18 protein-coding genes are annotated in these 23,962 nt (G+C 68.6%); 7 read left to right on the plus strand and 11 right to left on the minus strand.

Annotation, left to right across the window (positions count from 1 at the left end; translation table 11 throughout):
- The first annotated feature begins 379 nt into the window (after positions 1-379).
- The 4 genes from ACFYM6_RS28575 to ACFYM6_RS28590 are packed head-to-tail and all read left to right on the plus strand — an operon-like array spanning position 380 to position 3,128.
- Entirely contained in the window at positions 380-709 is a 330-nt protein-coding gene (locus ACFYM6_RS28575; RefSeq protein WP_387280462.1) for a PadR family transcriptional regulator, read from the plus strand.
- A 15-nt stretch (positions 710-724) separates the two neighbouring features.
- Positions 725-1,585 (plus strand): pentapeptide repeat-containing protein, encoded by an 861-nt coding sequence (locus ACFYM6_RS28580; RefSeq protein WP_387280464.1) that lies wholly within the window; start codon positions 725-727, stop codon positions 1,583-1,585.
- A 14-nt stretch (positions 1,586-1,599) separates the two neighbouring features.
- Positions 1,600-2,370 carry an ABC transporter ATP-binding protein gene (locus tag ACFYM6_RS28585; protein ID WP_387280466.1) on the plus strand — a complete coding sequence of 257 codons (771 nt, stop codon included), beginning with the start codon at positions 1,600-1,602 and terminating at the stop codon, positions 2,368-2,370.
- Positions 2,367-3,128, plus strand: coding sequence for an ABC transporter permease (locus ACFYM6_RS28590; RefSeq protein WP_387280468.1), 762 nt, complete (start codon positions 2,367-2,369; stop codon positions 3,126-3,128). The genes ACFYM6_RS28585 and ACFYM6_RS28590 overlap by 4 nt, the downstream gene beginning before the upstream one ends.
- A 414-nt stretch (positions 3,129-3,542) precedes the next feature.
- On the opposite strand, the gene ACFYM6_RS28595 is transcribed toward ACFYM6_RS28590, so the two are convergent.
- Together ACFYM6_RS28595 and ACFYM6_RS28600 are read right to left on the minus strand one after the other, a co-directional pair.
- Entirely contained in the window at positions 3,543-5,675 is a 2,133-nt protein-coding gene (locus ACFYM6_RS28595; RefSeq protein ID WP_387280470.1) for an MMPL family transporter, read from the minus strand.
- A gap of 78 nt (positions 5,676-5,753) precedes the next feature.
- Positions 5,754-6,158 carry a hypothetical protein gene (locus tag ACFYM6_RS28600; protein ID WP_387280472.1) on the minus strand — a complete coding sequence of 135 codons (405 nt, stop codon included), beginning with the start codon at positions 6,156-6,158 and terminating at the stop codon, positions 5,754-5,756.
- A gap of 300 nt (positions 6,159-6,458) precedes the next feature.
- On the opposite strand from ACFYM6_RS28600, the gene ACFYM6_RS28605 reads away from it, so the two are divergent.
- Positions 6,459-9,716 (plus strand): ThuA domain-containing protein, encoded by a 3,258-nt coding sequence (locus ACFYM6_RS28605; protein ID WP_387280474.1) that lies wholly within the window; start codon positions 6,459-6,461, stop codon positions 9,714-9,716.
- Between the two features lie 181 nt (positions 9,717-9,897).
- Here ACFYM6_RS28605 and ACFYM6_RS28610 read toward each other — a convergent pair whose 3' ends face one another.
- Positions 9,898-10,506, minus strand: a complete 609-nt coding sequence (locus ACFYM6_RS28610) for a hypothetical protein (RefSeq protein ID WP_387280476.1) — start codon at positions 10,504-10,506, stop codon at positions 9,898-9,900.
- Positions 10,507-11,136: 630 nt separating this feature from the next.
- Between ACFYM6_RS28610 and ACFYM6_RS28615 the strand changes: the two genes are divergently transcribed.
- A complete protein-coding gene (locus ACFYM6_RS28615; RefSeq protein ID WP_387280478.1) occupies positions 11,137-11,508 on the plus strand; it encodes an ArsR/SmtB family transcription factor in 372 nt (123 codons plus the stop codon).
- Here ACFYM6_RS28615 and ACFYM6_RS28620 read toward each other — a convergent pair.
- The 8 genes from ACFYM6_RS28620 to ACFYM6_RS28655 all read right to left on the minus strand — a co-directional run bounded on the left by ACFYM6_RS28620 (position 11,447) and on the right by ACFYM6_RS28655 (position 19,135).
- Positions 11,447-11,863: a PfkB family carbohydrate kinase gene (locus ACFYM6_RS28620; RefSeq protein WP_387280480.1), complete on the minus strand. Its 417-nt coding sequence runs from the start codon at positions 11,861-11,863 to the stop codon at positions 11,447-11,449. The two genes, ACFYM6_RS28615 and ACFYM6_RS28620, sit on opposite strands and share 62 nt — an antisense overlap.
- Positions 11,864-11,889: 26 nt before the next feature.
- Positions 11,890-12,675, minus strand: coding sequence for an NAD-dependent epimerase/dehydratase family protein (locus ACFYM6_RS28625; RefSeq protein ID WP_387280482.1), 786 nt, complete (start codon positions 12,673-12,675; stop codon positions 11,890-11,892).
- A 5-nt stretch (positions 12,676-12,680) separates the two neighbouring features.
- A complete protein-coding gene (locus tag ACFYM6_RS28630; protein ID WP_387280484.1) occupies positions 12,681-13,817 on the minus strand; it encodes a mandelate racemase/muconate lactonizing enzyme family protein in 1,137 nt (378 codons plus the stop codon).
- The gene (locus ACFYM6_RS28635) at positions 13,804-14,706 is read right to left on the minus strand and encodes an SMP-30/gluconolactonase/LRE family protein (protein ID WP_387280486.1); all 903 of its coding nucleotides are present in this window, start codon (positions 14,704-14,706) and stop codon (positions 13,804-13,806) included. Before ACFYM6_RS28635 ends, ACFYM6_RS28630 begins: the two co-directional genes overlap by 14 nt.
- Positions 14,690-15,508, minus strand: a complete 819-nt coding sequence (locus ACFYM6_RS28640; protein ID WP_387280487.1) for a carbohydrate ABC transporter permease — start codon at positions 15,506-15,508, stop codon at positions 14,690-14,692. Before ACFYM6_RS28640 ends, ACFYM6_RS28635 begins: the two co-directional genes overlap by 17 nt.
- Complete coding sequence (locus ACFYM6_RS28645; protein WP_387280489.1) at positions 15,508-16,494, minus strand: carbohydrate ABC transporter permease; 987 nt, start codon at positions 16,492-16,494, stop codon at positions 15,508-15,510. Before ACFYM6_RS28645 ends, ACFYM6_RS28640 begins: the two co-directional genes overlap by 1 nt.
- Positions 16,491-17,969, minus strand: coding sequence for an ABC transporter substrate-binding protein (locus tag ACFYM6_RS28650; RefSeq protein ID WP_387280491.1), 1,479 nt, complete (start codon positions 17,967-17,969; stop codon positions 16,491-16,493). The genes ACFYM6_RS28645 and ACFYM6_RS28650 overlap by 4 nt, the downstream gene beginning before the upstream one ends.
- Before the next feature lie 194 nt (positions 17,970-18,163).
- Positions 18,164-19,135 carry an acetylxylan esterase gene (locus ACFYM6_RS28655; RefSeq protein ID WP_387280493.1) on the minus strand — a complete coding sequence of 324 codons (972 nt, stop codon included), beginning with the start codon at positions 19,133-19,135 and terminating at the stop codon, positions 18,164-18,166.
- Positions 19,136-19,194: 59 nt separating this feature from the next.
- Between ACFYM6_RS28655 and ACFYM6_RS28660 the strand changes: the two genes are divergently transcribed.
- Positions 19,195-23,886: an NEW3 domain-containing protein gene (locus ACFYM6_RS28660; RefSeq protein ID WP_387280495.1), complete on the plus strand. Its 4,692-nt coding sequence runs from the start codon at positions 19,195-19,197 to the stop codon at positions 23,884-23,886.
- Positions 23,887-23,962 lie beyond the last annotated feature (76 nt).

Genomic DNA, 23,962 nt, shown 5'->3' on the forward strand with positions numbered 1-23,962 from the left:
CCCGGTGCCCTGCAAGGGGCACGCCGGGTTCGGGAGGCGGCTCGGGGAAACCCACCAACGGAAACGTAGGCAGGGCGCCCCGAGCCGACCTCACCTACACGGCGAACTCGGCCACGTCCCACCCGCCGAACACGAGGCACTACACGCGATGACCCACCCGGTCACCGCACCCCTGAAAACCAGCTAACCAACTCTCCATCAAACCCGGGGCTTGACAGTCGTCATGGCCAAGCGGCTGGTTCATTTCGGTGTCCTCTTCCGCGGCGGTTGCGGCGGAGCTGGCGTCGAGGCAGTGCCTCGGTCGCCGACATACCGCGATCCACCAACTACCTTGACAGTCACAGTACCCCGACCTACGGTGTAACCCGGGAGGTGAGGTATGAGCACCAACAAGATCACATCCGATCTGCTACGCGGGAACACCGACACGATGATCTTGCGGCTGCTGATGGAGTCCGACCGCTACGGCTACGAGATCGTCAAGCTGATCGCCGAACGCTCGCAGGGCGAATACGAACTCAAGGAAGCCACTATGTACTCCAGCGTCCGGCGCTTGGAGGCCGAGGGCGACATCACCTGGTACTGGGGCGACGAGTCTCAGGGCGGACGGCGCAAATACTTCCGGATCACCGACAAGGGCCGCGCGACCTACGCGCACAACAAGACCACCTGGGACTACGCCAAGCGCGTACTGGACACGCTGCTGTAAAGGGGACGAACACCAATGAACGACAGACTCAACGAGTACGTGGACGGCGTCTTCGCCCCTTACGAGGGCACCAAAAGCGTCGGCGAGCTGAAGACGGACCTGCTCGCCGATCTGCAGGAGCGATATCGCGAGCTGCTCGCCGAGGGCAAAGACGAGGCGGCGGCGTTCGAGCTGACCGTCGACAGCATCGGCGACATCGAGGAGACGGTGCGGGAGGTGTCGAATCTCTCGCGGGTTCTCGAGCGGCAGGTGGTCACGCGATTCGACGCGAGCGCCCTGGAGGGCAGCGACTTCGCCGGCGTCGCGGCGCGACAGGGAAGGTTCGGAGCGAGCGCGCTGCGCGGCTCCGACTTCTCCAACGCCGACCTCACCGGCAGCAAGTTCAAGAGCAGCGACATGAGAGACGTCAACTTCGACGGTGCCAACCTGACCGACGCGAACTTCACGACGTCCGACCTGTCGAACGCCAGCTTTCGCCGCGCAATGCTGGTCCGTACCGACTTCAGCATGTCCGGGCTCAACGGCGTCCGGTTCGCCGACGCCGCGCTCACCGACGTCGCGTTCCGCAAGACCGACCTGCGGAAGACCGTCTTCGAACGCTGCACGTTCACCGGCGTGGACTTCTCCGCGTCCGATCTGCGCGGCCTCAACTTCGACGGGGCGGCCTTCACCGGTGTGAAGTTCGACCGGGCAGGGCTTGAGGGCCTGTCGATGCGCGGGGCGATCCTGCGCGACTGCTCCTTCCGCGGCGGCTGGAGCAAGAGGTACTACAAGGCCCTACGCACCGTGAACTTCGACGGGGCGCGCATGGACAAGCTCACCTTCGCCGCGCTCAAGGGCTTCGGCGTCGAACCGGCCAACGTGACCGTCGAATAAGGAGACTTCACCATATGCAAACCCCACCCCTCGCGATCCAGGTTATGGGATTGCACAAGTCCTACGGCAAGCTCGAGGTCCTCAAGGGCGTGGACTTCGCCGTGGCCAGCGGCAGCATCTTCGCACTGCTCGGCTCCAACGGCGCCGGCAAGACCACCGTCGTGCGCATCCTGTCCACGCTACTCAAACCCGACGGCGGCAGCGCAAGCGTCAACGGATTCGACGCCGTTTCCCAGCCCGAAAAGATCCGGGAATCGATCAGCCTGACCGGGCAGTTCGCCGCAGTCGACCAGATCCTCACCGGCCGCGAAAACCTGATCATGGTCGCCAAGTTGCGACAGGTGAAGAACCCCGGCCAGGTCGCCGACGGCCTGCTCGAACGATTCGGCCTCACCGACGCGGGCGGGCGCCGGGTGGCGACCTACTCCGGCGGCATGCGCCGGCGCCTGGACATCGCCATGAGCCTCATCGGCGACCCGCCAGTCATCTTCCTCGACGAGCCGACCACCGGCCTCGACCCGGAAGCCCGCATCGAAGTATGGAAGGAGATCAAGAGCCTTGCCGGCAAGGGCACGACGGTCCTTCTGACCACCCAGTACCTGGAAGAAGCGGAGAAGCTGGCCGACCGGATCGCGATCCTGCACCAAGGCACGATCATCGTGTCGGGCACCCTGGCGGACCTACGCCAGCTGCTGCCGCCCGCGAAAGCGGAACTCGTGGAACGCCAGCCCACCCTGGAGGAGATCTTCCTGTCGATCGTCGGCACCAAGGAGATACAGCGATGAGCTCACATGTCGTCAGCAACACCAACGTCATGCTCGGACGGTCCATCCGCCACGTCACCCGCAGCATGGACACCATCATCACCGTCACGATCATGCCGATCGCGTTCATGCTGCTGTTCCGCTACGTATTCGGCGGCGCCATCCAGGCCGGCACCGACAACTACACCAACTACCTGATGCCCGGCATCCTGCTCATCGCCATCGCCAGCGGCATCTCCTACACCGGCTTCCGGCTGTTCAACGACATGCAGAGCGGCATATTCGAACGGTTCCACTCGATGCCGATCGCACGGTCGTCCGTCCTTTGGGGACACGTGCTGACCTCGATGGTGTCCAACGCCATCTCCGTCGTGGTCATCATCGGGGTCGGGCTCATCATGGGCTTTCGCACCTCGGCCGGTGTGCTGGCCTGGCTCGCCGTCGTCGGAATCCTAGCGCTGTTCACCCTCGCGCTAACGTGGGTCGCGATGATCGCCGGCCTGGCGGCGTCCTCGCCAGACGGAGCGTCCGCCTTCTCCTACCCTCTTGTCTTCCTACCGTTCATCAGCTCGGCGTTCGTCCCCACCGACACCATGCCCGGGCCGGTGAAGGCCTTCGCCGAACACCAACCGGTCACCTCCATCGTCAACACCATCAGGGCGATGTTCGAGCAGCAGCCGGTCGGCAACGACATCTGGATCGCCCTCGGCTGGTGCGCCGGCATCCTCATCGTCGCCTACGCCTTCGCCATGCGGGCCTACCACCGCAAAATCGCCTGACACCACAGGAAAGATGTCGCCCGCGGCGACCGCCAAGCGGCCGCCGCGGGCCCGGCAACGAGGAGGGGAAGCCGACCATCCAGGCATAAGGCACACGGGCCACAACGTCGCCCCCGGCGGGCCGCCAGTTCACCAACTAAAGGTAAGCCGTAGCCGAGGCGCTCGGTCCTGTGTGGATGATTGAACAGAACCTCGAAGGTGTCGGTGATCGTGACAAGGTCGACGAAGCCGTCAGTCGGCGACGTGTTCAAACCCTGGAGCTTCGCGCCCGCGATCCGGGCCGCGTTCGTGCTCGAGCGGTCAACTCCTTGGCCAGCTTGGCTTGCGGGTCGACGTGCACGGGTGTGTGCGCCATGACCGCATTGGGGAACGCCGTGGAGCGAGATGAAGACCGGGAAGCAGCGGCCGGCGACGTCAGCCCGGGGTAGCGGTCTGCCTGGATGGCCACCAGTTTCGCTCGCCGAGCAGCACCGCGAGAGCGGGGACGAGCAGGGCCCGGACGAGGAACGTGTCGGCGAGCAGGCCCAGGGTGATCACGAAGCCGATCTGAAACAGCGCCTCCATCGGAACCGCCATCAAGGTCGCGAAGGTGGCGGCCAGCACGAGGCCAGCGGAGGTGATCACGCCGCCGGTTCGCTCAAGGGCCTCCCTCACTGCGCGGCGGGTTTCGTGCTGCCGACGCTGTTCGCTGATCCGGCTGAGGAGAAACACGTTGTAGTCGACGCCCAGGGCGACGATGAAGATGAACGTGTACAACGGCAGGTTTGGGTCTGAGGCCGGCTGGCCGAGGATGTGGGTGAAGATAAGGGAACTGACGCCGAGGGCGAAGCCGAAGGAGAGGATCACGGTCGCGATCACGTAGAGCGGCATCACCACCGCGCGCAGGAGCAGAGTGAGGACGAGGAGGATCAGGGCAAGGCCGACCGGGACGATCAGCCTGGTGTCACGCCTGAGTGCCTGGCGGGCATCGTAGTTCTCGGCCACGGTCCCGCCGATCAGGACGGTCCGGCCGTCGGCCGCGCGGTCAGCGATCTCGCGCAGCACTGGGACGGCGTCGGTGGCCCGCTCTGAGAACGGATCCATCCGCAGGTCTGCGTCGAAGATGACCAAGTTTGTCGCGGGCCTTCGCTGGCCTTGCGCCGCCGCATCGAGGAGGCCGCTGTCCGCCTCGACCGACCTGGCCACCGCGTGCATGTCGGCGATGGGTGAGTGTGTGCCTTCGGTGAGAGCGCTCTGGACCTTCCCGCTTGCCTCGTCGGCTACGACGATGCGAAGCGGCGCCGCCCGGCCGGGTGTGAAGTGGTTGCGGATCACCTGTTGACCGCGGACCGAGTCCGGCGCCTCGCGGAAGGACGCGGCGAAGTCGAGCGCCGGACGCCCGCCGATGGTGGCCAGGGCGCCCGCGGCGAGGAGAGCGGTGACCGCCGCGGCGATCACTGCGGGGCGTGCGTGAACAAGGCTCGCGACGCGCCCCCATAACGTGACTGCGGGTGCGGCCTCGGGCTCGCGGCGGGGAATCGCGGGCCAGAATGCCCGTCGTCCGAGGGCGGTGAGCATCGCGGGCAGGAGCGTCAGACCGGCACCGACCATGATCGCGACGCCGAGGGCGAGGATCGGGCCCATCTCGCGCGTGGCGTTGAAGTCGGCAAGGGCGAGGACCAGCATCGCGCCGACGACGATCGCTCCGGCGGAGAGAATCGCCGGGCCGGTGCGCTGGGCGGCGGCGACCATCGCCTCCTCAACGTCCCGCGCCCGTCGCAGTTCGTCGCGAAACCGCGCCACGATCAGCAGACAGTAGTCGGTGCCGGCACCGAACATCAGCACGATCAGGATCGCGGTCGTCTGGCCGCTGACCTCGGTGAGGCCGGCGGCGACGAGAGCGTAGGCAAGGCCGGCGGCGACGAGATAGGCGACGGCGACGACGGCCAGCGGTACCAGAGCAATCAGCGGGGAGCGGTAGGTCGCGAGTAGCAGGAGCAGCAGTATGACGACGGTGACCGCCAAGAGGGTCCCGTTGATTCCTTTGAGTGCAGCACTTCGGTCGGCCTCAAAGCCGGCTCGGCCGGTGACGAAGGCCCGCAATCCGCTCTCGTCGCCGGTGGCCGGCGGGACGACCTCGCGGATTGCCGCGACGGCCTGCTCGCTGGCGGGCGTCGAGCCGTCGGTCATCAGGACTGTGCTCAAGATGACGCTGTTGTCGGGTGAGGTGAGTAGCGAGCCGCTCGGGCTCATGTCGAGCGGATCGGTCTTGCCGCATGCGCGCTGGTACGGGGTGGCGACCATCGTCAACTTCGGGATCGCGCCGGACCGGCACAGCGCGCGGGCGTCGGCGTCGGCGCGCTGCCCGTCGTCCGCTGTGATCCCACCCTCGCGGAAGTAGGCGATTACCGCCGCTGTCTCGCTGCCGCGCCGGAACTGCTCGTTGATGATCCGCTTGGCCTCCGCCGACTCGGACCCTCGGACGAGGAATGTCTGGCTCTCGTCGGCGGCCCGTTCGCTGAGCTTGGCGTGTAGCGGCACCGCGAGCATCGCGAGCGCAAGCCACACCGCGATTACGACCCACCGTGACCGCCGACCGGTGGCGACTGCGGAAGCCCTGGTGAGAGTGCGCATCGGGTCGCTGCCCTAGAGTCCGCCACCGACCCCCTCTATGTGGCTGACGGCGCCTTGCGCGATGTAGACATAGATCCTCGTCGGGTCGACCTCTATCGGCACGGGCTGGCTCTTGTCGTCCTCGCGCGCAACGACGATCTCGCAGTCGTGGCGGGCCGCCTTCTCGCGGGCCTCAGCGAGCTGCATCCCGAGCAGCGCTGCCGTGTCGAAGGCATTCTTCGCGGGCCGGTACTGGCTGACGCCGCTGTTCTGTCCCGTCTCCACCATCGGGCATTGAAGCGCTGTCAGGTCGCGCTCCGGCCCCGTCGCCCCCTCGGAATCGTCGCTACATCCCGCTAGAGACAGTGCTCCGACGGCGATCGCAACGGTGGCCGCAGCGACGCTGAGAAGCCGCCTGTTAACCCTCTGCCCACCCATAGCAGGGACGCTAGCGGAGCGAACCGTCTCGTTCAAGACAACTAAGGCCTCCGATCAACAAAAGCAATGTTCTTAGCGAGCAAGCTTTTGCCGCTCACAACCGGAAGTTCTTGACGATCCGCCAAAAGGGGAACATGCTACGTCTTAACCTTCAGGCGGTCGCACCACGTCGCTCCGACCGCGGGGCTGGTAGCCGCCGCATTGGGAGAGGAAGTGAGTGGCATGTGGAACGCCGCGCCGTCTGCGCGGAGTCTGAAGCGTCCTGGAATCGCCCTGATCGCGGTCGCCCTTGGGGCTCAGATGCTCGCCCCGGCGACCGCTGTCCAAGCGAAGAGCACCCGACAGGCTCCGAGTAGCACCCACCCGACGGCTGCTGGCCCATCGACAAGCACCAGGCAAGCTAGCAGCGCCCTCCCTGCGGCTCCTGCCCAGGAGGAGGGCAAGAGGATCCTCATCTACACCGGCACGACCGGGTACCGGCACACCGATGGAATCAACAACGGGCGCCCAGTGGTGCAGGCTGCTCTCACGGCCGCAGGCTACGACGTCGACTGGGAGAACTGCGACAACAACGGTGGCGGCCCGAACAACTGCGACAACCCGGACAAGAACCCCCGGATCTTCACGGACGGGAACCTGGCCCGATACGACGCGATCCTGTTCCTGAACGCGTCGTGGTCGTGGGCCGGCGGCGGGCGGCCCGGACCGCTCCTCGACCATGCCCAGCGCGACGCGTTGATCCGCTTCACCCAGCGCAGCGGCGGGATCGCGGCCGTGCACAACATGACTGACGCCGGCGCCGGCGTGTCCGCGTGGGACTGGTGGGACGGCGGGCCGGACAGCGTCGTCGGCACGACGATGCGCGGCCACTCGAGCGGGTCGGCGACCGGCAACGCCGCAACCGTCCAGGTTGCCGACCACAACCACCTCTCCACCAAAGACCTACCCGACACCTACAAGATCGCCGACGAGCATTACAACTTCGCTCGCAACGTCCGGGGCGACCACCACGTGCTCGCGACCTTCGACGAGCGCACCTACAACACCGGCACCTACTCAATGGGCCAGGACCACCCCACGACGTGGTGCAAGCTCTACGACGGCGGCAGCGTCAAGGACGGCACCGGCACCCCGCGGCCCTACAACGATGGGCGGACCTGGCTGACCTCGCAGGGCCACTTCGGCGTGCGTTACACCGAGAACGGCGGCGACAACCCGCTGATCAAGCAGATCGTCGGAGGGGTGCGCTGGGTCGCCGGCGAGGGGAAGAAGACCGACTGCTCCGGCACCGTGTGGTCGAACTTCACCCGCACGACCCTGGTCGACAATGTGAACGGCCCGATGGCTCTCGACGTGGCGCCGGACGGCAAGGTCTACTGGACCGAGATCGGCCCCAAGCAGGGGTACGAGTCCGAGGGCTACGTGAAGATGCACGACCCGAAGGGCCCACCGAACAACTCGACCACGGTCGCGACGATCCCGACCCGCGCCGACCACGGCAACTCCGAGGACGGCGTGCTGGGAATGAGCCTGCAGCCCGGCTTCGACCTGTCGAAGCCGGACAAGAACAACATCTACGTCTACTATTCCCCGCGCAACCCCGGCGACTGGCCGACCACGGGCAACCAGCAGACGGTCGGCTACAACCTGGTCAGCCGCTTCACGCTGAACAAGACCGGCACCGCCTTCGAGCCGGCACCAGGCGGGCCGAAGCACCTGGACCCGGCACATCCATACATGGAGCGGCAGATCTTGCGCGTGCCCAAGGCGAAGATCTCCGGCAAACCCTCGGGCTTCCCGGGTGGCCCCACCGACAACGGCCCCGGCCATGTCGGCGGCGCGAGCCTGGTGTTCGATTCCGAAGGCAACCTCTACGTCGGCGTCGGCGACGACGTTTCCCCGAACGCGCCCGGCCACAACCGCTACACGCCGATGGACCATCGCGCCTCGGAGCGCTGGGACGCGCGCAAGACGGCGGCCAACACCGCCGACCTGCGCGGCAAGATCCTGCGCATCAAACCGCGCGAGGGCCCGCCGCAGACCCCAGGGCGCGCACCCGATCCCGGCCTGGGCAAGACCTATACGGTCCCGAAGGGCAACATGTTCGCGCCGGGAACCCCGAACACCCGACCGGAGATCTACGGCATGGGCTTCCGGCAGCCGTTCACGGTGCACACCGACCCCGCCAACCCGGGTTCGGTCGTCGTCGGCGAGTTCTGCCACGACAACTCGGTGGACCAGCCCGACCGCGCCCCGGCCGGCGTCTGCGAGTGGAACAAGGTCGACGGGCCCGGTTTCTACGGCTGGCCGTTCTGCGTCGGCGACAACTCGAAGATCAACACCACCTGGCGCTGGAACTACGAGGCCAACTCCTCGACCGGTCAGCAGTACGACTGCTCGCTCGACAAGCTTCCGTCCGACCTGAACTGGGCGCCGCCGGGCGGTACTAATTCGCAACCCACATTCCAAGGCCTCGATGCGATCCCAGGTCCCGCGAAACCAGCGACGGTCTGGCGCAAGTACCCCGGCAACCCGGGAAGCCAGGATCCGAAGGACTTCGGCGACCTGGGCGCAGGGGGGATGCAGCCGGTCACCGGCCCGGTCTACCGATACAAGGACACCCGCGGTCCCGGCGCCTTCCCGGCCTACTACGACGGCTCCTGGCTGATCACTAACCGTGGCACCGACAACGGGTTCTGGAAGGAGGTCCGCCTGCGGCAGGACAACAACCAGATGCTCCGGGTCAACGACTGGCTGCCGGTCAACCACTTCGGCACGCCGAACAACAGCTTCGTGATCCCGACCAGGTTCGGGCCCGACGGCGCACTCTACATGGGGCGCTGGACCTTCGGCTGTTGCCGCAACCAGATCAACCCCGAAATGAAGATGCAGCTGATCAAGATCGAGTTCACGCCCGAGGCCGACCAGTGCAAGGAAACCGATGCACCGACGGTCTCGCACCAGATTCAGGGCCAGGCCGATCCCGACCAGCAGAACACCTATATCGACTCGGCCACGCTGAGCCTCACCGCCAACGATGTCGGCTGTGCCGGCGTGGACAAGGTCGAGTACCGCGTCAACGGCGGCGCGTGGACCGCCTACAACGCGCCGGTACCGTTCAAGGACGCGGGGAAGTACACAGTCGACTATCGAGCCACCGATCGCCTCGGGAACGCCTCCAACCCGCAGAGCACCACCTTCACGGTGCGTGACAGCGGCGGGACGCTCCCCACGACGTGCGACATCAACGCCACGGGCACGCAGTGGAGTCCCGACAACTGCAAGATTGCCCGCGGCGGCACCATCACCTGGCACTTCAACGAGGCGGATGCGCGGTTCCCGCACGACGTCTGGCTCGTGCCGCCCGGCGGCAATCCGGACCCGAACGGCGGCGACATCTTCCAGGTCACCAACGGGCCCGTACCGCCGGGAGGTCCGCCGGTCTCGTACACCTTCGATCGGGAAGGGACCTGGACGGTCATCTGCAGGCTCCACGCCGGCTACAGCAGCGGGCAGTGGTTCGGCATGATCGCGACAGTCACGGTCGGAGGAGGATGAGTTAAGGCTTGATGGCCTGGTGGATCGGGCCCGGACACGCCGTCCAGGCCCGATCACCAGGCCCAGGCGGCCAGCAGCACCCGCCGATGTACGGACGACGTCAGCCCGCTGCCACGAATCATGGGCATTGTGATTCGGATAGATGACCGAGCAAGCTGTGAGCCTTCTTCGGATGGGCATGTCATCCGGCCAGGGCGACCTCGGCCCCTCGAGACCCAGCGGCGGCGGACTGGGCAGCTCGGCGGCGCTGGCGGTAGTGAACGGTCAAGATGCCGAGCAGCGGTCCCCAGGCGGCCAGCGGCAGGTAGGCGATCCAGAACGCGACGCTCTGCCAGCCCTCGGTGATCGGCGTGTCCGGGCTGCCGTTGACCATCCGGCCAGAGGCCATCATGGCCAGCGCGTACGGGAAGATCAGCAGGGCGATCGCACCGAGGCTGGCGGGGATGACGGCGGCAAGGGTCGGTACCCGGCGACCGCGCAGGCCCGGGATCCACCTCGGCCACACCTCGCCCCACTCACACACCAACCCGAGGGCGAGGAATGCCAGCACCTCGCTGACCAGGCTGAGCGTGATGATGTACCAGACCCCTTCGAACAGGACCGAACCATGGCCGAGCGGCGGGGCGTCCATGCGCTTCACGAGCGGAGCCTCGAAGACGAAGGCCGTGATCCGCCAGATGGTGGACGGCAGCGTGGTCAGGGCGGCGGCGTATGCGGCCAGCATGGCCCAGCGGAGCACGCCCACCGCCGTCCGGCCATGCAGCTTCCTCAGGACGGTGCGAGCGGTCATAGGGAAATCTCCTTGTCCAAACGCTGATCGTTGCGGATGGCCATGCGCACCCCCGTGTGCCAGCGGGCGATGCCGAGCGTTGCTGTTTCAAGATCGCAGCCATGCCGAGCCCCACGCATCCCCTCGGGAGGGGACCGGATCACTCGCGCGAGGGAAGATCGACCTGGACCACACGGACGACGGACGGGGCCGAACCACCGTGGACACGAGGCACCGGCATGGCCCGCCTGACGCCAACCGGCTCCCCTGCACAATCGCCTCTCGGAGGATGCGCTCGGCGGGCGAGGCCCAGTCCCGCTGCCCGTGTCCGGCGCCGATCGCCTCGGTCAGCAGGGCCGAGAGCAGATCGCCCACCGGCAGGTGCAGCCCCGTGGTCGCGGCTCGATGTGACCCTTGCGAAACCGGTGCCGCCGCGCCGTCGCCTTGGTGGGCCGTCGCCTGTACGGTTCATGATCGCGCCAGTCACATCCCCGCAACGAGCCAGTGCTGGACGGCGACGGGCTATCGGTACCGCAGGCCAGCATGGCGGCGTGAACCGACCCAGCCCCTGCTTCCCTCGCAGCCGGCCTCGCGACCGCCATCGGAGTACTGGTCCCGTTCGACCGGTTTATCGATGGCGTTGCTGGAACAATGGAAGGCGTGGGAACCACAAAAACTGCTATGCCTGCTATCTCGCCACTTGCTGGCGAGCCGATTAAGCGCGCCGATGCGGAGCGCCTCGCGGGAGTGCTGAAGGCAGTCGCCGATCCTGCCCGACTGCGGCTGCTCAGTCTGATCCAGTCCGCTCCGGAGGGCGAGGCGTCCGTGAGTGACCTCACGGCGCCGCTGAAGCTCTCCCAGCCGACCGTGAGTCATCACCTTCGGACCCTCACCGAGGCCGGCCTGCTCAAGCGCGAGAAGCGCGGCGTCTGGGCATACTACCGCCTCGTGCCGTCCGCGATCACAACGATCGCCGACTTGTTGACGCCACCCCGCAAGCGGGCGACGAAGAGGGCCCGCTGAGCGGCATACGGTCCATCGCCGCGGCAGCCGAGCCGCGTCGGTAGTAGTGCACGTTCGTGCCGTGCGGGCCGGGGTCCTTGAAGAAGACACCAGTCGAGGCCGTCGGGTCCACCTCGACCAGACTCACGTCCACTCCGGCGGCACCGATCCGTGTGGTGACCAGTTCTCCCAGCGGATCCGCGCCGACCCGGCTGCACCAGGCCAGCCGCAGTCCCAATCCGGCCAGATTCATCGCGACGTTCGACTCCGCTCCGGCCACGTCCAGCCGCATGGCGCCGCCCGCGCGCAGTGGGCGGGGTAGATCGGGGGTCAGCAGGGCCATCGACTCGCCGACACAGACCACGTCGTACCCCACCGGTCGCACCGCGCCGGCTGTGCCCGTCATCGGCGATCTCGCATCTGGGGCCGACACATCGTCGACGGGCCGTCCGGCAAGCCGTCGGCGCAGGCGACCGAAGTCTCCGTGGGCGCATAGCCCAGGTCGTTCCGAGCCGCGCTGAGGTCGAACACCTGGCGCGGGTTCGCCGACGTGATGGTGTACGTCCCGAAACGGATGTCGGCCTGTAGCGCGCGTCGCACCGCCTGGCCGAGGTCGGTCACGCCGAGCCAGGTGTCCAGCCAGCCGCGGTGCGGGGGTGCCGGCAGGCAGCCCCCCAGCCGCAGGCAGACCACGGACAGCGGGTACGCGTCGGCGTAGACCCGTGCGGCGGCCTCGGCGAACACCTTCGTCGCGCCGTAGCGGCAGCACGGGTGCGGCGCCTGGTCGTCTTGTACCGGAGGGCCACCAGGTTCGTCGGCGCGCCAGTAGTGGCCGCCCATCGCGTGTACGGAGCTGGCGAGGACGATCCGGGCTACACCGGCCTGGCTGGCGCCATCGAAAATCGTCGTCACGGCATCGACGTTGGGTCCGCGCAGCAGATCCCAGCCGTCGCCTGGTCGGGGGTTGCCGGCCAGGTGCACGATCGCGTCGACGTCGTCGCACAGCCGCGCCGCCACTGCGGGATCGGCGAGGTCACCGAGCAGCACCTCCGCCTCCGCGGTCTCGGTCCCATCGATGGGATAAGGGGGCGGACGGACATCGGTCAGTCGGAGCCGGTGGTGCTCGGCGAGTTGTGGCACCAGCAGCCGGCTGACCCCGCCGGCTGCCCCGGTGATCAGGACGCGCATCCGGGTCACCAATTCGTGAAGGAGCCGTCGGGCCGCTGCAGTTGCGGCAACGGCGCCGGGCCGCGTGGCAGCGCCCGCCGTGCGGCGGCGAGGTCGAGCTCGACGCCGAGTCCGGGTCGCTCGGCCGGGGTGATCCGCCCGGCCGCCAGCCGAGGTAGGGCGGTGAACACCTCCGACGGTGGGAACGCCGGCCGGGGCTGCTCCTGTACGGAGACGTTGGGCAGGGCGAGGTTCAGGTGCGCCGATGCCGCGGCGGTGACCGGGCCGAGCGGGCTGTGGGTGGCCAGGTTGATGTGGTGGACCTCGGCCATGGCCGCGATCTTGCGGGCCTCGGTCAAGCCGGTGTTGGCCACGTCCACCCGGGCGTGGTCGATGAGTTCGCCCTCGATCAGCGGCCGGAACTCCCACTTCGTGCCCAGTTGCTCCCCTGCCGCCAGCGGGACCGTCGTCCGCTGGCGCAGCATCCGGTAGCCGTCGAGGTGCTCGCTGCGCAGCGGGTCCTCGACGAAGTACGGGCGCAGCGGCTCCAGCTCCCGGCACAGGGTGACTGCCTCGGCGGGGTTGAAGCGGGTGTGCACGTCGAGCAGCAACTCCACGTCGTGACCGAGCGCGGACCGCAGCCGCTGCATTACCGCGACGGTGTGGCGCAGCGCGGCTCGCTGGTCGTAATCGCCGTCGGCTCCCGGGCTGTTCGCCGGGACGCGCAGGTACCGCCACCCGGCCTCGACGTGCCGCTCGCACTCCGCCACCATCGCCTCGGGATCGCGGCTCGTCACGTGCACGTAGCACTCGACGTGGTCGCGGGAGGCGCCACCGAGCAGCTGGTACAGCGGGACGCCGAGGGTCTTGCCGCGGAGGTCCCAGAGCGCCACGTCGATGGCGGCCAGCACGGAACACAGGACGCCGGTCGTGGGGAAGAATCCTGAGCGGAACAGCACCTGCCACAGGTGCTCGATCCGGCTCGGGTCCGCGCCGACGAGCAGTTCGGCGAGGTCGTCGACCGCGCCGCGCACGGTGCGCCAGCGAGCCCGCATGCCGACCTCGCCGACGCCGTACTCGCCGGAGTCGGTGCTGACCAGCACGAGGAGCATGACGTTGGCGCCGTCGGGCACGAACAGCGGTTCCACGTTAGTGATCTTCATGGTCTCCGTCCCAGGTGTGTGCCGGGGCCGCGCTGACGCCGACCTCGGCGGCGAAGATCCGGCCGCTGTCCGGCGCCGCCCGCCGGGCCGCATCGTCCAGCCCGATCCAGGCCGAGGTGATGACGAGAACGCCCTCGATCAGGCAGGTGGCGGTGGGTCGCGGCACCGGCAGGTCCACCCGCGCGAGCGGCGTGCCGTCCGGGGCGAAGCGGTGCACGCTCCAGCCGTCCCACATTGCGATCCACAGGCAGCCCTCGGCGTCGACGCACAACCCGTCGGGCGTGGCGTCGGTGAACTCGGCGAGGACACGTTCCTCGGTGGCCGTACCGGCTGCGGGGTCGTACCGGTAGGCGGTAAGCCGCTGGCGACGGCTGTCTACGTGGTACATGGTCTCGCCCGTCGGGTCGAACCCGAGCCCGTTGGCGCAGCCAACGCCGGTGAGCACGGTCGCCACCGAGCCGTCCGGCTCCAGCCGGTAGAGTCCCCCGGTCCACGGCGGGGCGTCGCCCGTGACCTGGCTGCCGGCCAGGAACCTGCCGTACGGGTCGGCGATGCCGTCGTTCATCACCGTGCCGGGCGCCGCGACCCCGTCGGCCAGGGTCCGCACCGCGCCGGCGGCCGAGACGTGCCGGAAGCCCCGCCCGGCTGCCACCACCCAGCCGCCGCCGGACGCCGCGACCGGTGCCGCAGACCCGGCTGCCGCCCCGATGCTGTACGCGGCCAACACCTCGATCCGGTGGCCGGCGAGCCGCCCGCGCAGCAGCTGGCCGGCTCGGATGTCCACCCACAGCAGTTCGCCGGTACGTGGGTCCAGCCGGGGCCCCTCGCCGAGTTCGTAGCGCCCGGTGGAGACCGGTCGGGCGGCGAACGTCTCAGGACTTGACCGCACCGGCGATTCCCTCGACGAAGGTGCGCTGCAGGAACAGGAAGATGGCGATGATCGGCAGCAGGCTGATCGTCGCGGCCGCCGCCAGCCCACCCCAGTCGGTGGCCTCCTGGCCGAAAAAGCTGTACATGCCCACGCCGAGCGTGCGCAGTTCCGGCCGGCCGAGGGTGAACACCAGGGGGATGAAGAATGCGTTCCACGCGGCCATGAAGTTGAACAGCGCGACGGTGCCGACGACCGGCTTGGCCAGGGGCAGCATGATCCGGAAGAAGATGCGAGGGTAGCTCGCGCCGTCGATGCGGGCCGCGTCCTCCAGTTCCTGCGGCATGCCGGCGAAGTATCCCATGAACAGCAGGATCGGCACGACGTGCGCCGGGCCCGCGGTGGCCAGCACCGCACCGAGCAGACCGGTGTTGAGCCCCAGGCCGTCGACCAGCTTGAAGATCGGAATGATCGTGTAGCCGTGCGGGATGAACATCGTGGTGATGAGCAGCCCGACGATGACCTTCTTGCCGGGCAGGTTGCCCCGGCCGAGCGCGTACCCGGCCGTCGCGGAGACCAGTAGGACGATGATCACCGTGGTGACCGAGAAGACCACGGTGTTGGACAGGTACGCTCCGAAGTGGGCGGTGTCCCAGGCCCGGACGAAGTTGTCGAACGTCCACTCGTCGGGCAGCACGGACAGCCCGCCGAGGAAGACCTCCCGCTCGGACTTGAACGCCGTGGAGACCATCCAGACGAACGGGTAGATCCACACTAGACAGAGCGGGACCAGCAGCAGGTGCCATGGGTTCAGGCGGCGCATCAGCGGCTCCCCTTCAGGTACTGCCGGCGCAGCAGCGGCCCCTGCAGCGCCGTCATCACCAGGGTGATGACCCCGAAGACCACCCCGGCCGCACAGGCGAAGCCGTACCGTGGCGCATTGAGGTAGGGATCGAAGGCGTACCGGTAGATGTAGGTGGCGACCACGTCGGTGGCGTGGTTGGGTCCGCCCTCGGTCATCGCTTGCACCAGGTCGAAGGGGTTCATGCTCTTCTGGAAGGTGAGCAGCAGAATCACCACGCCGATCGGGGCGATGACCGGCAGCGTGACATGCCGCAGCGTCTGCCGCCCGTTCGCCCCGTCGATCTTCGCCGCCTCGTACAGGTCATCGGGAACCGTCTGCAGCGCGGCCAGCCAGTAGACCAGCGTGATTCCGAAACCCTTCCACACGTCGACGGCCATCACCGTGGGCAGGGCGTAGGACTCGGAGAGGAAGGTGATCGGCGAGTCGACGAGCCCGACGGAGGTCAGCAGGTCGTTGACGAAACCGCCGGCGGGGTCGAGCATGATCGCGAAGACAATGCCGATCACGGCGGTGGTGGTGACCACGGGCAGGAAGAGCAGGAGCCGGTAGAGGTTGCGCCCGCGCAGCCGCCTGCTGTTGAGCAGGATCGCGGCGAGCAGGGCCAGCGGCATCTCGACGCAGATCGCGACGAGGGAGAACAGGAACGAGTTGCCGAACGCGTGCCAGAACGGCCGGCTCTGCAGCACCTCGGCGAAGTTGCTGAAGCCGACCCAATCTGTCGCCGGCCCCACGCCGTCCCAGTCGAAGAACGAGTACCACCAGCTGGCGACCATCGGCCACAGCGTGAACGCCACGAACAGCAGCAGCATCGGGGCGAGGAATACGTAGTGCCAGGCGTACCGACGCAGCCGTCCCGGCCGTCGCCGCCGAGCGGCCGCGACGCGCCGGGGTGGCGCGGCCGGCTCGGCCGCGCCGCCCGGGACGAGGGTAGGCGTGCTGGTCACTTCTGGCCCGGGGTGTACGGCTCGAGTGGGTTCCAGGTTGGGAAGGTGAGATCGACGCGGGAGGCCGTGATCCCCTTCCCGGACAGCGCCTTGATCTGCTCGTCGATGAACGCGTCGAGCTTGGCGTTGAGCTGCGTGGCCGGCCCGGCGAAGGGCTGGTTGCGCAGGATCGATTGCTGGGCGGTGTCTGCCCACTTGAGGTCCTGCTTGCCGGTGATGGCGTTCCACAGCTCCTTGCCGCCGGCGCTGGCCAGGATCGGGTTGGGCCCGCGGCGGAGGGCCTCGGCGGCCACGTCGATGATCGCCTGCTGGTCCGGGTTGGCGGCGGCCTTGTCCTGCCAGGCGCTCTCCAGGGCGGTGAGCGTGCCGAACTTCTCGTAGTAGGCGAGGTGGAAATCCTTCGACGCTAGGAAGTCCATCACCTTCCACGCCTGGTCGGGGTGTTTCGACTGGGCGGACATGGACCACAGGGGGCTGAAGTTGCTCCGCTGACCGGAGTATCCGGTCCGGCCACTGGCCGGCACCGGGATCGGCACGATCGACATGTCGATCTTCGCGTTCAGCTTGCGGACCTCGTTGACCTGGAACGGAGACGCCGGGTACATGGCGAGTTGCTCCTTGGCGAACGCCGTGTAGATGCGGGCGGTGTCCGTCCAGGTCTCCCAGCCGGGCATCATCACCTTGCCCGCGTGCAGCCGCCGCAGCAGTTCAACTGCCCGGCCGAGCGATGGATCGGTCACGGCCGCCTTGCCGGTGCGCAGGTCCACCCCCAACTCGGCGATCGACCACGCCCCAGCGGTGGGCTGGAACATCTTGATCACGTCGCCCTGGTTCCACATAGCGGCGAACCCGAACACCTTGCCGCCGCCGGCCTGCGTGATCTTTGTGGCGGACTGCTCCAGCTCCTCCCACGTCTTCGGCACGGCGGCTATCCCGTGCTGCTTCAGGATCGCGTTGTTGACCAGCAGCATCCGGACCGACGACCATTTCCCCCACACCAGGGGCAGGGTGTAGAGCTTGCCGTCGCGGTGCAGGCCGGAGGTGGCCGGGTCGAGCGAGCCGGCCGGGAAGCGGGAGGTGAACTCGTCGGTGACGTACTGGTCCAGCGACGCCGTCCACCCGCGCTCGAACATCCGGTCGAAGCCGTTGTCCTGTGCGCGGAACACGTCCGGCGGGTTGCCCTGCTGGAACATCAGCTCGACGGCGTTGAGCTGCTGCAAGGACGGGTTTTCGATGATCTCGATCTTGATGCCCGGGTTCTTCTGCTCGAACAGGTCGAACTGTTGCCGGTAGAACTGCGAGGCGCCGGAGGGGTCCGGGGTGAGGGCGACCTTGATCGTCGCCTTGTCGCCGCTGGATTTCTCGCTGCCGCCGATGAGGTTGCAGGCGGAGGTCAGGCCGCCCACCGCGGTCGCCGCCGCTCCCGCACCCACCAATCGCAGTAGCGACCGACGGGACAAGTCCACGTTGTTCATGCTCTGCTCCTAGTTCGGTCTGCGGCCGGCAACCGGTCGGCCGATGAAGAAGAAGGTCAGGTTTCGGGAATGTCAATGAGTTGTCGAGGACTGTAGCTCCGGCGACCATCTTGTGCAATGGCCATCCGCAATGTGGGTAGCGTACGCACGGCGGCCCGCCGCACGGGCCTCGGCGCGGGGCCCGGACCCCCTCGTCAACCGGCCAGGGCCTTGGCCACGAACCGGATCTGGTCGGCCTTCTGGAGGTCCCCGCCGCCCTCGTGCCCGTTGTACGGCCATACCCGGATGTCCTTGGACCCGGCGTAGTGGTTGTATGCCGCGAACACCGTCGAAGGCGGGCAGGTCGCGTCCATGAGCCCCACGGAGAACAGGGCCGGCGCCGCGGCATGGGCGGCGAAGTTGACCCCGTCGAAGTAGCGCAGCGTCGCGAAGACGTCCTCTACCTTGCTGCGGTGGGTGGCGCAGTAGGTGGTCAGTTCCGCATACGGCGCCGCGCCGGTGATCTCGGTGGCCCGGCGGTAGTGGCAAAGGAAGGGCACGTCGGCGACGACGGCCGCCAACCCGTCGACCAGACCCGCCGCCGCCAGGGCGATACCACCACCCTGGCTGCCGCCGCACACCACCACCCGATCCGGGTCGACACGGGGATGCGCGCGGACCGTCTCGACGGCCCGAACCGCGTCGGTGAACACGCGCCGGTAGAAGTACGTGTCCCGGTCGGTGATGCCGCGGGTCAAGAACCCGGCGGTGGCCGGCCCCCCGGCCGGCGCGGGATCCGGCGTGTCGCCCGCCAACGACCCGTTGCTGCCCTGACCCCGCGTGTCCATGACCAGGTGGGCATAGCCGGCCGCACTCCAGGACAGCCAGTGGTGCGGGAGGCTGCGGCCGCCGCCGTACCCGATGAACTCGACGACGCAGGGCAGCGCGTCCCCGATGCCGCGCGGAGTCAGAAACCAGCCGCGGACCGGATGGCCCCCGAAGCCGGCGAACGTCACGTCGGACACGTCCACCGTGACCAATCCGCTGTCGTACGGCGCGAACCGCGCCGGGAACGCCTGAGCCCGGGCCTCCGCGACCGTTCGGCGCCAGAACTCACGGAAGTCGGCCGGTTCATCCCGGTCGGGCCGATAAGTCCGCAGCCGATCGAGCGGCCAATCGACGAACATGTGTATGCCTCCCATAGATTCACTTGACATCGTCCGGCTTCACATTAACTATCTGCAATATGGATGTGAAGCCCACCACTTCGTGGCAACATCGCCTCAAACTCACCCTCGTCTTGATCCTCGCGGTCGCCCTGCTGCCTGCCCCCGCGACGGCGGCACCGCCCCGGGTCGCGAGCGACCAGGCCCCGTTCGCCGCGCCGCTGCGCACACTCGACAAGCCCGACCTCCGGATCGAGCAGGTCGCGACCATCGAAGGCACCCACCACCGGATGACCTTCCACCACGCCACCTGGACCGGCGGCCAGACCTACCTGCGTGACATCGCCGTCCGTACGCCCGGGGGCTGGTTACCGGTCACCGACCACGAGCGGCGGTTCGACGAGCAGTGGCTGGTGCTCAGCGGCACCGGCGGCACCCCGAGCGACTACTACAGCTCGATGAACCCCGGCTGGGTCGGCTTCACCGGCCTGCGCCGCGTCAACGAGCGCACCGTGGAGTTGAGCACCGCCGCGGCGGGCGGGTACGAGCTGACCGTGCGCTGGTCGGTCGCCGGCGACAACCCTGAGGCGTCGTGGACGCTGACCGCCCGCCGCGCCGACGACTTCGTCGTCGGCTACCAGGCGCTGGACATCACCGCGTTCGACGACGTCGACGAGGTGCTGTGCGGCAGCCGCCAGCACGCCCGGGTCGTCTACGGCGCCGAGTCGCTCGGCGCCTGGGAGCTGATGACACCCGCCTGCCTGCTGGAACGCACCGTCGCCGGGCGGCAGGTCACGGCCGGCGTGTACGCCCCGGCCGAGGTGATCCCGTTCGAGCACCAGCGTGAGGTCGGCCCGGACGGCCAGCCGTTCGGGATGAGCCTGCGCAACGAGGCCGGCAACGTGCAGCCGGTGGTCTTCGCACCACAGGTCGGCCGGAAGTCGCCGCTTGCAGCCGGGCAGCGGCATGCGTTCACCTTCGGCGTCTACGCCCGCCCCGGCACCATGTACGAGGCGTACACGACCCTCACCCGCGACGAGTACGACTACACGGACTACCGGCACAACGTCTACGACACCTCGCTCACCGAGACGGTGCACAACCTGGTCGACCTGACGATGCAGGACTCGACGGCCGACGACAGCGAGACCTACCAGAAATCCTTGTCGGGCTGGTGGGACCGCGCGAAGAGCTTCGTGGACACCGAGAACGACCGGGCGGTACGGACGGCCACCAGCGGCGTGCTGCTCGGTGCCTACTACCTGACCGGCAACCGCGACCTGTATGACAAGCGCGCCCGCCCACTGCTGGAGTACCAGGTGTCGCGCAACGGGATCGGCTGGACCCCGATCAAGGAGAACCCGGTGTACGGCAACACCGACTCCTGGCGCATCGGCAGCGTGTCCGGTGACGCCTCCACCCTGGTGCCGCTCTACCAGCAGACCCGGGGCCAGGTCGCCGGCCTGCACGAGTTGGCCCTCAAGGCGATCGAGGAACGCCCGCGCAAGGACAACCGCACCCCGGTCAGCACCCCCCTGGCCGCCTGGCGGCTAACCGGCAACCCGGCATACCTGGCGGAGGCGAAGGCCGAGGCGGACCGGTACATCACCGCCCAGATCGACCCTCCGTACACCACCAACACCGGCGAGAACGAATTCCAGTTCAACCACTCCAAGGGCTGGTTGGAGTTGCTCGAGCTGTACGAGGAGACCGGCGAGGCGCGCTACCTGAACGCCGCCTACACCGAGGCGAAACGGTTCGTCACCCAGACCATGGTGCGCCCCGTGCCCGACGACGACATCACCGCCAACGCCACGGGCTGGATCGACGCGCAGGTGGACCGCTGGAACGGCGGGGTGACCTACGACTACCCGCTCAAGGACGTACCGGCCCAGACGGTACCGGCCTGGATGGTCTCCACCAACGGCATGACCTTCGAGCAGTTGAGCACCTACAAGGTGCCGGCGGGCCGGACGAAGACGGGCGGCGGTCTGGTGATGAACCCGATCTGGGCGCCGTTCCTGCTGCGGCTGGCCGGGCACACCGGCGACAAGCTGCTCGCCGACATCGCACACAACATGGTGGTCGGCAGGTTCACCAACTACCCCGGCTACTACTACCGCGAGTCCACCGCCTGGCAGATGCGCCCGGACTTCCCACTGACCGGCCCTGCCGGACTGACCTCCATCTACTACCACCACATCCCGGCCCAGCTCGGGCTGGCGATGGACTACCTACTGTCCGAGCAGAACTACCGGTCCGGCGGACGGATCAGCTTCCCGGCCGCCTTCGAGACCAACTACGTCTATTTCAAGTACCACGTCTACGGGCACCAGCCCGGTGCGTTCTACGGCGAGAACGGCGTCTGGCCATACCTACCCAAGGGCATCGTCAAGGTCGCCGACCCGCAGCTGAACTGGGTGACCGGGCACGGCAACAACAGCCTGTACGTAAGCCTGACCAGCGAGGCCGACGGCCCGTCGAACAGCGTGGTGCGATTCGACCCGCAGGTCAGCGGGGTGCGGCCGGACCGGGCGTACCGGGTCGAGGTGATCCGGGACAACGGATCGCGCGAGGTCAGAACGATGCGGGGGGCAGCGCTCCCGGTGACCGTCTCGGGCAAGGGAATCACCGCGCTGGTCGTCCGCGACGTGCAGGTACCGGGCGTCGGGCACCAGGTTGGCGGCCAGCTGGCCGACGCCGGGCCGGACAGCCACCACCTCGACGACGCCAGCCCGATCGGCGTCGCCCGCGGCATGCTGCTCACCCGCCCGGACCGCACCGGATACGACGCCTACATCCAGGCGGCCACCGAGGCGCCGGCGACCCTGCACTGGTCGACCGACGGCGGCGAGACCTGGCACGAACAGGCCGACCGGATCTACCCGAACGAGTGGACGATCCCGGTCGAGGACCTCGACACGCCGTTCACCTACCGGATCAGGACCGACGCCGCGCAGACCGGCGACGCCACGCTGCGCCTGCCGATGACGGTCACCGGCCGCTGCCCAGCCGACCGGGCGGTGTGCGGCGTGGTGGCGCCCGACTCACCGGACACCACATCCGGCGACACAACGGGTCTCACCGTGACCGTGCGCAACGACGGCTCGGCGGCCGTCGCCGATCCGACCGTCGTACTGGGCCTGCCCGATGGCTGGTCGGCCCGGCCGGTGGGGACGGCGCCGTCGGGCGTGCCGGCCGGCGGCACCGCGACCTGGCGGTACGAGGTGACCGTCGGGGCCGACGCCGCCGGCACCGTGCCACTCGGCGCGACGATGCGCTGGAGCGGCGGCGACGCCGCGCTCTCCGCAGGGCGGCTCATCGTGCGCCCACCGACGAAGCTGAGCGCGCTCGTCGCGTCGCCGGCAGAACTCGCCGCCCCGGGTGACGCGGCCACGGTCACCGCGAGCGTGCTCAATACCGGCCCAGCCACCGCGCGGGGCGCGCTGAGCGTGACGCCGCCGGCTGGTTGGACGATCACGCCGTCCAGCGTGCCGTACGAGGTGGCCGGCCGTGCCGAGCGGGCGTACACCTTCACCCTCACCTCGCCGGCCGGGGCGGCGCGCGACCAGACGTACCGCTTCACCGCAGCCCTGGACGGCGCCGCGCCGACCACGGCGACGGTACGGATCGCCAGCGAAGACATCGTCGTCGACATCCACGACTTCCGGCCGCGGTACACCGAGACGGGCGAGTGGTTGCCCAGCACCCTGGCAGGGCTCAACGGCAGCCAGTCGCGCTACAGCGCCGAGGGGAAGCTCGGCGCCACGGCGACCTGGCGACCGAATCTACCGGCTGGGTGGTACGAGGTGGCGGTCTGGTATCCGTCCAACGCGGCCACCACCACAGAGGCCGACTACCTAGTGAAGCACCGCGACGGCGAGTCGACCGTACGGGTCAACCAGCAGCAGGACGCGCGCACCTGGCGAGTGCTCGGCACGTACCCCTTCGCGGCGGGACAGGACGGGTTCGTCCGGCTGGTCGTCGACGACCCGGCCATCCACCGGGTCAACGCCGTCCGGTTCCGGCCGGTCGACCCGGCCACCGTGCGGCCGCGGATCAGCGGGCTGTCGGCGGCGCCGGTGCCCGCACCGGGCGGGAGTACCACCGTCACCGCGACCCTCACCGCGCAGACCGTGGTGGGCGCGACCGGCTGCGCCGCGCTCGGTCTGCCGGCGGGTTGGACTGCCACGCCGGCGAGCGTGCCCGTCAACCTCGCCCCGGGCGCCACGCAGAGCGTGACGTTCACGGTGGCGGCGCCGCCGGACGCTGCGGCCGGCGCCCTGCACGAGGTGGCGCTGCACGCGGTCGGGTCGAGTGACCGGATCGCGGTGCCCGTGGGGACTCCCGACCCGGCCCGGGAGGTGATCATTGACGACGGCCAGGCCGGCTACAGCGAGCAGGGCGGCTGGGCCGGGAGCACGCTCAAGGGTTACGCCGACAGCACCACGCGCTTCGCCAACGGCGGCTCCGGTGCCGAGGCGACCTGGCGGCCGACCCTGGCGGCCGGGCGGTACCGGGTCAGCGTCTGGTATCCGACCAACTCGACCACAACGACGGCGGCCACGTACCTGGTCACGCACAGCGCAGGCATGGACAAGCTGATCGTCGACCAGACAGCGGACGCCGGACGGTGGCGGGTGCTCGGCGTCTGGCAGCTCGACCCGGCCACCGCGGCGGTACGCCTCTCCGCACAGCAGGTCGGCCACCACCGGGCCGACGCCGTGCGGTTCGAACCGGTCGTGGCGGCGACCGCACCGCCCGGGTGCTGAACCACCGGTGGGGGCTGCCGCCGGCGGCCCCCACCGGCGGCAGCCGTCACGTGCGCGCCGCAGACCCCGGGCCGAC

The sequence above is a fragment of the Micromonospora sp. NPDC006431 genome (assembly GCF_042870725.1).
Classification (GTDB): Bacteria; Actinomycetota; Actinomycetes; order Mycobacteriales; family Micromonosporaceae; genus Micromonospora.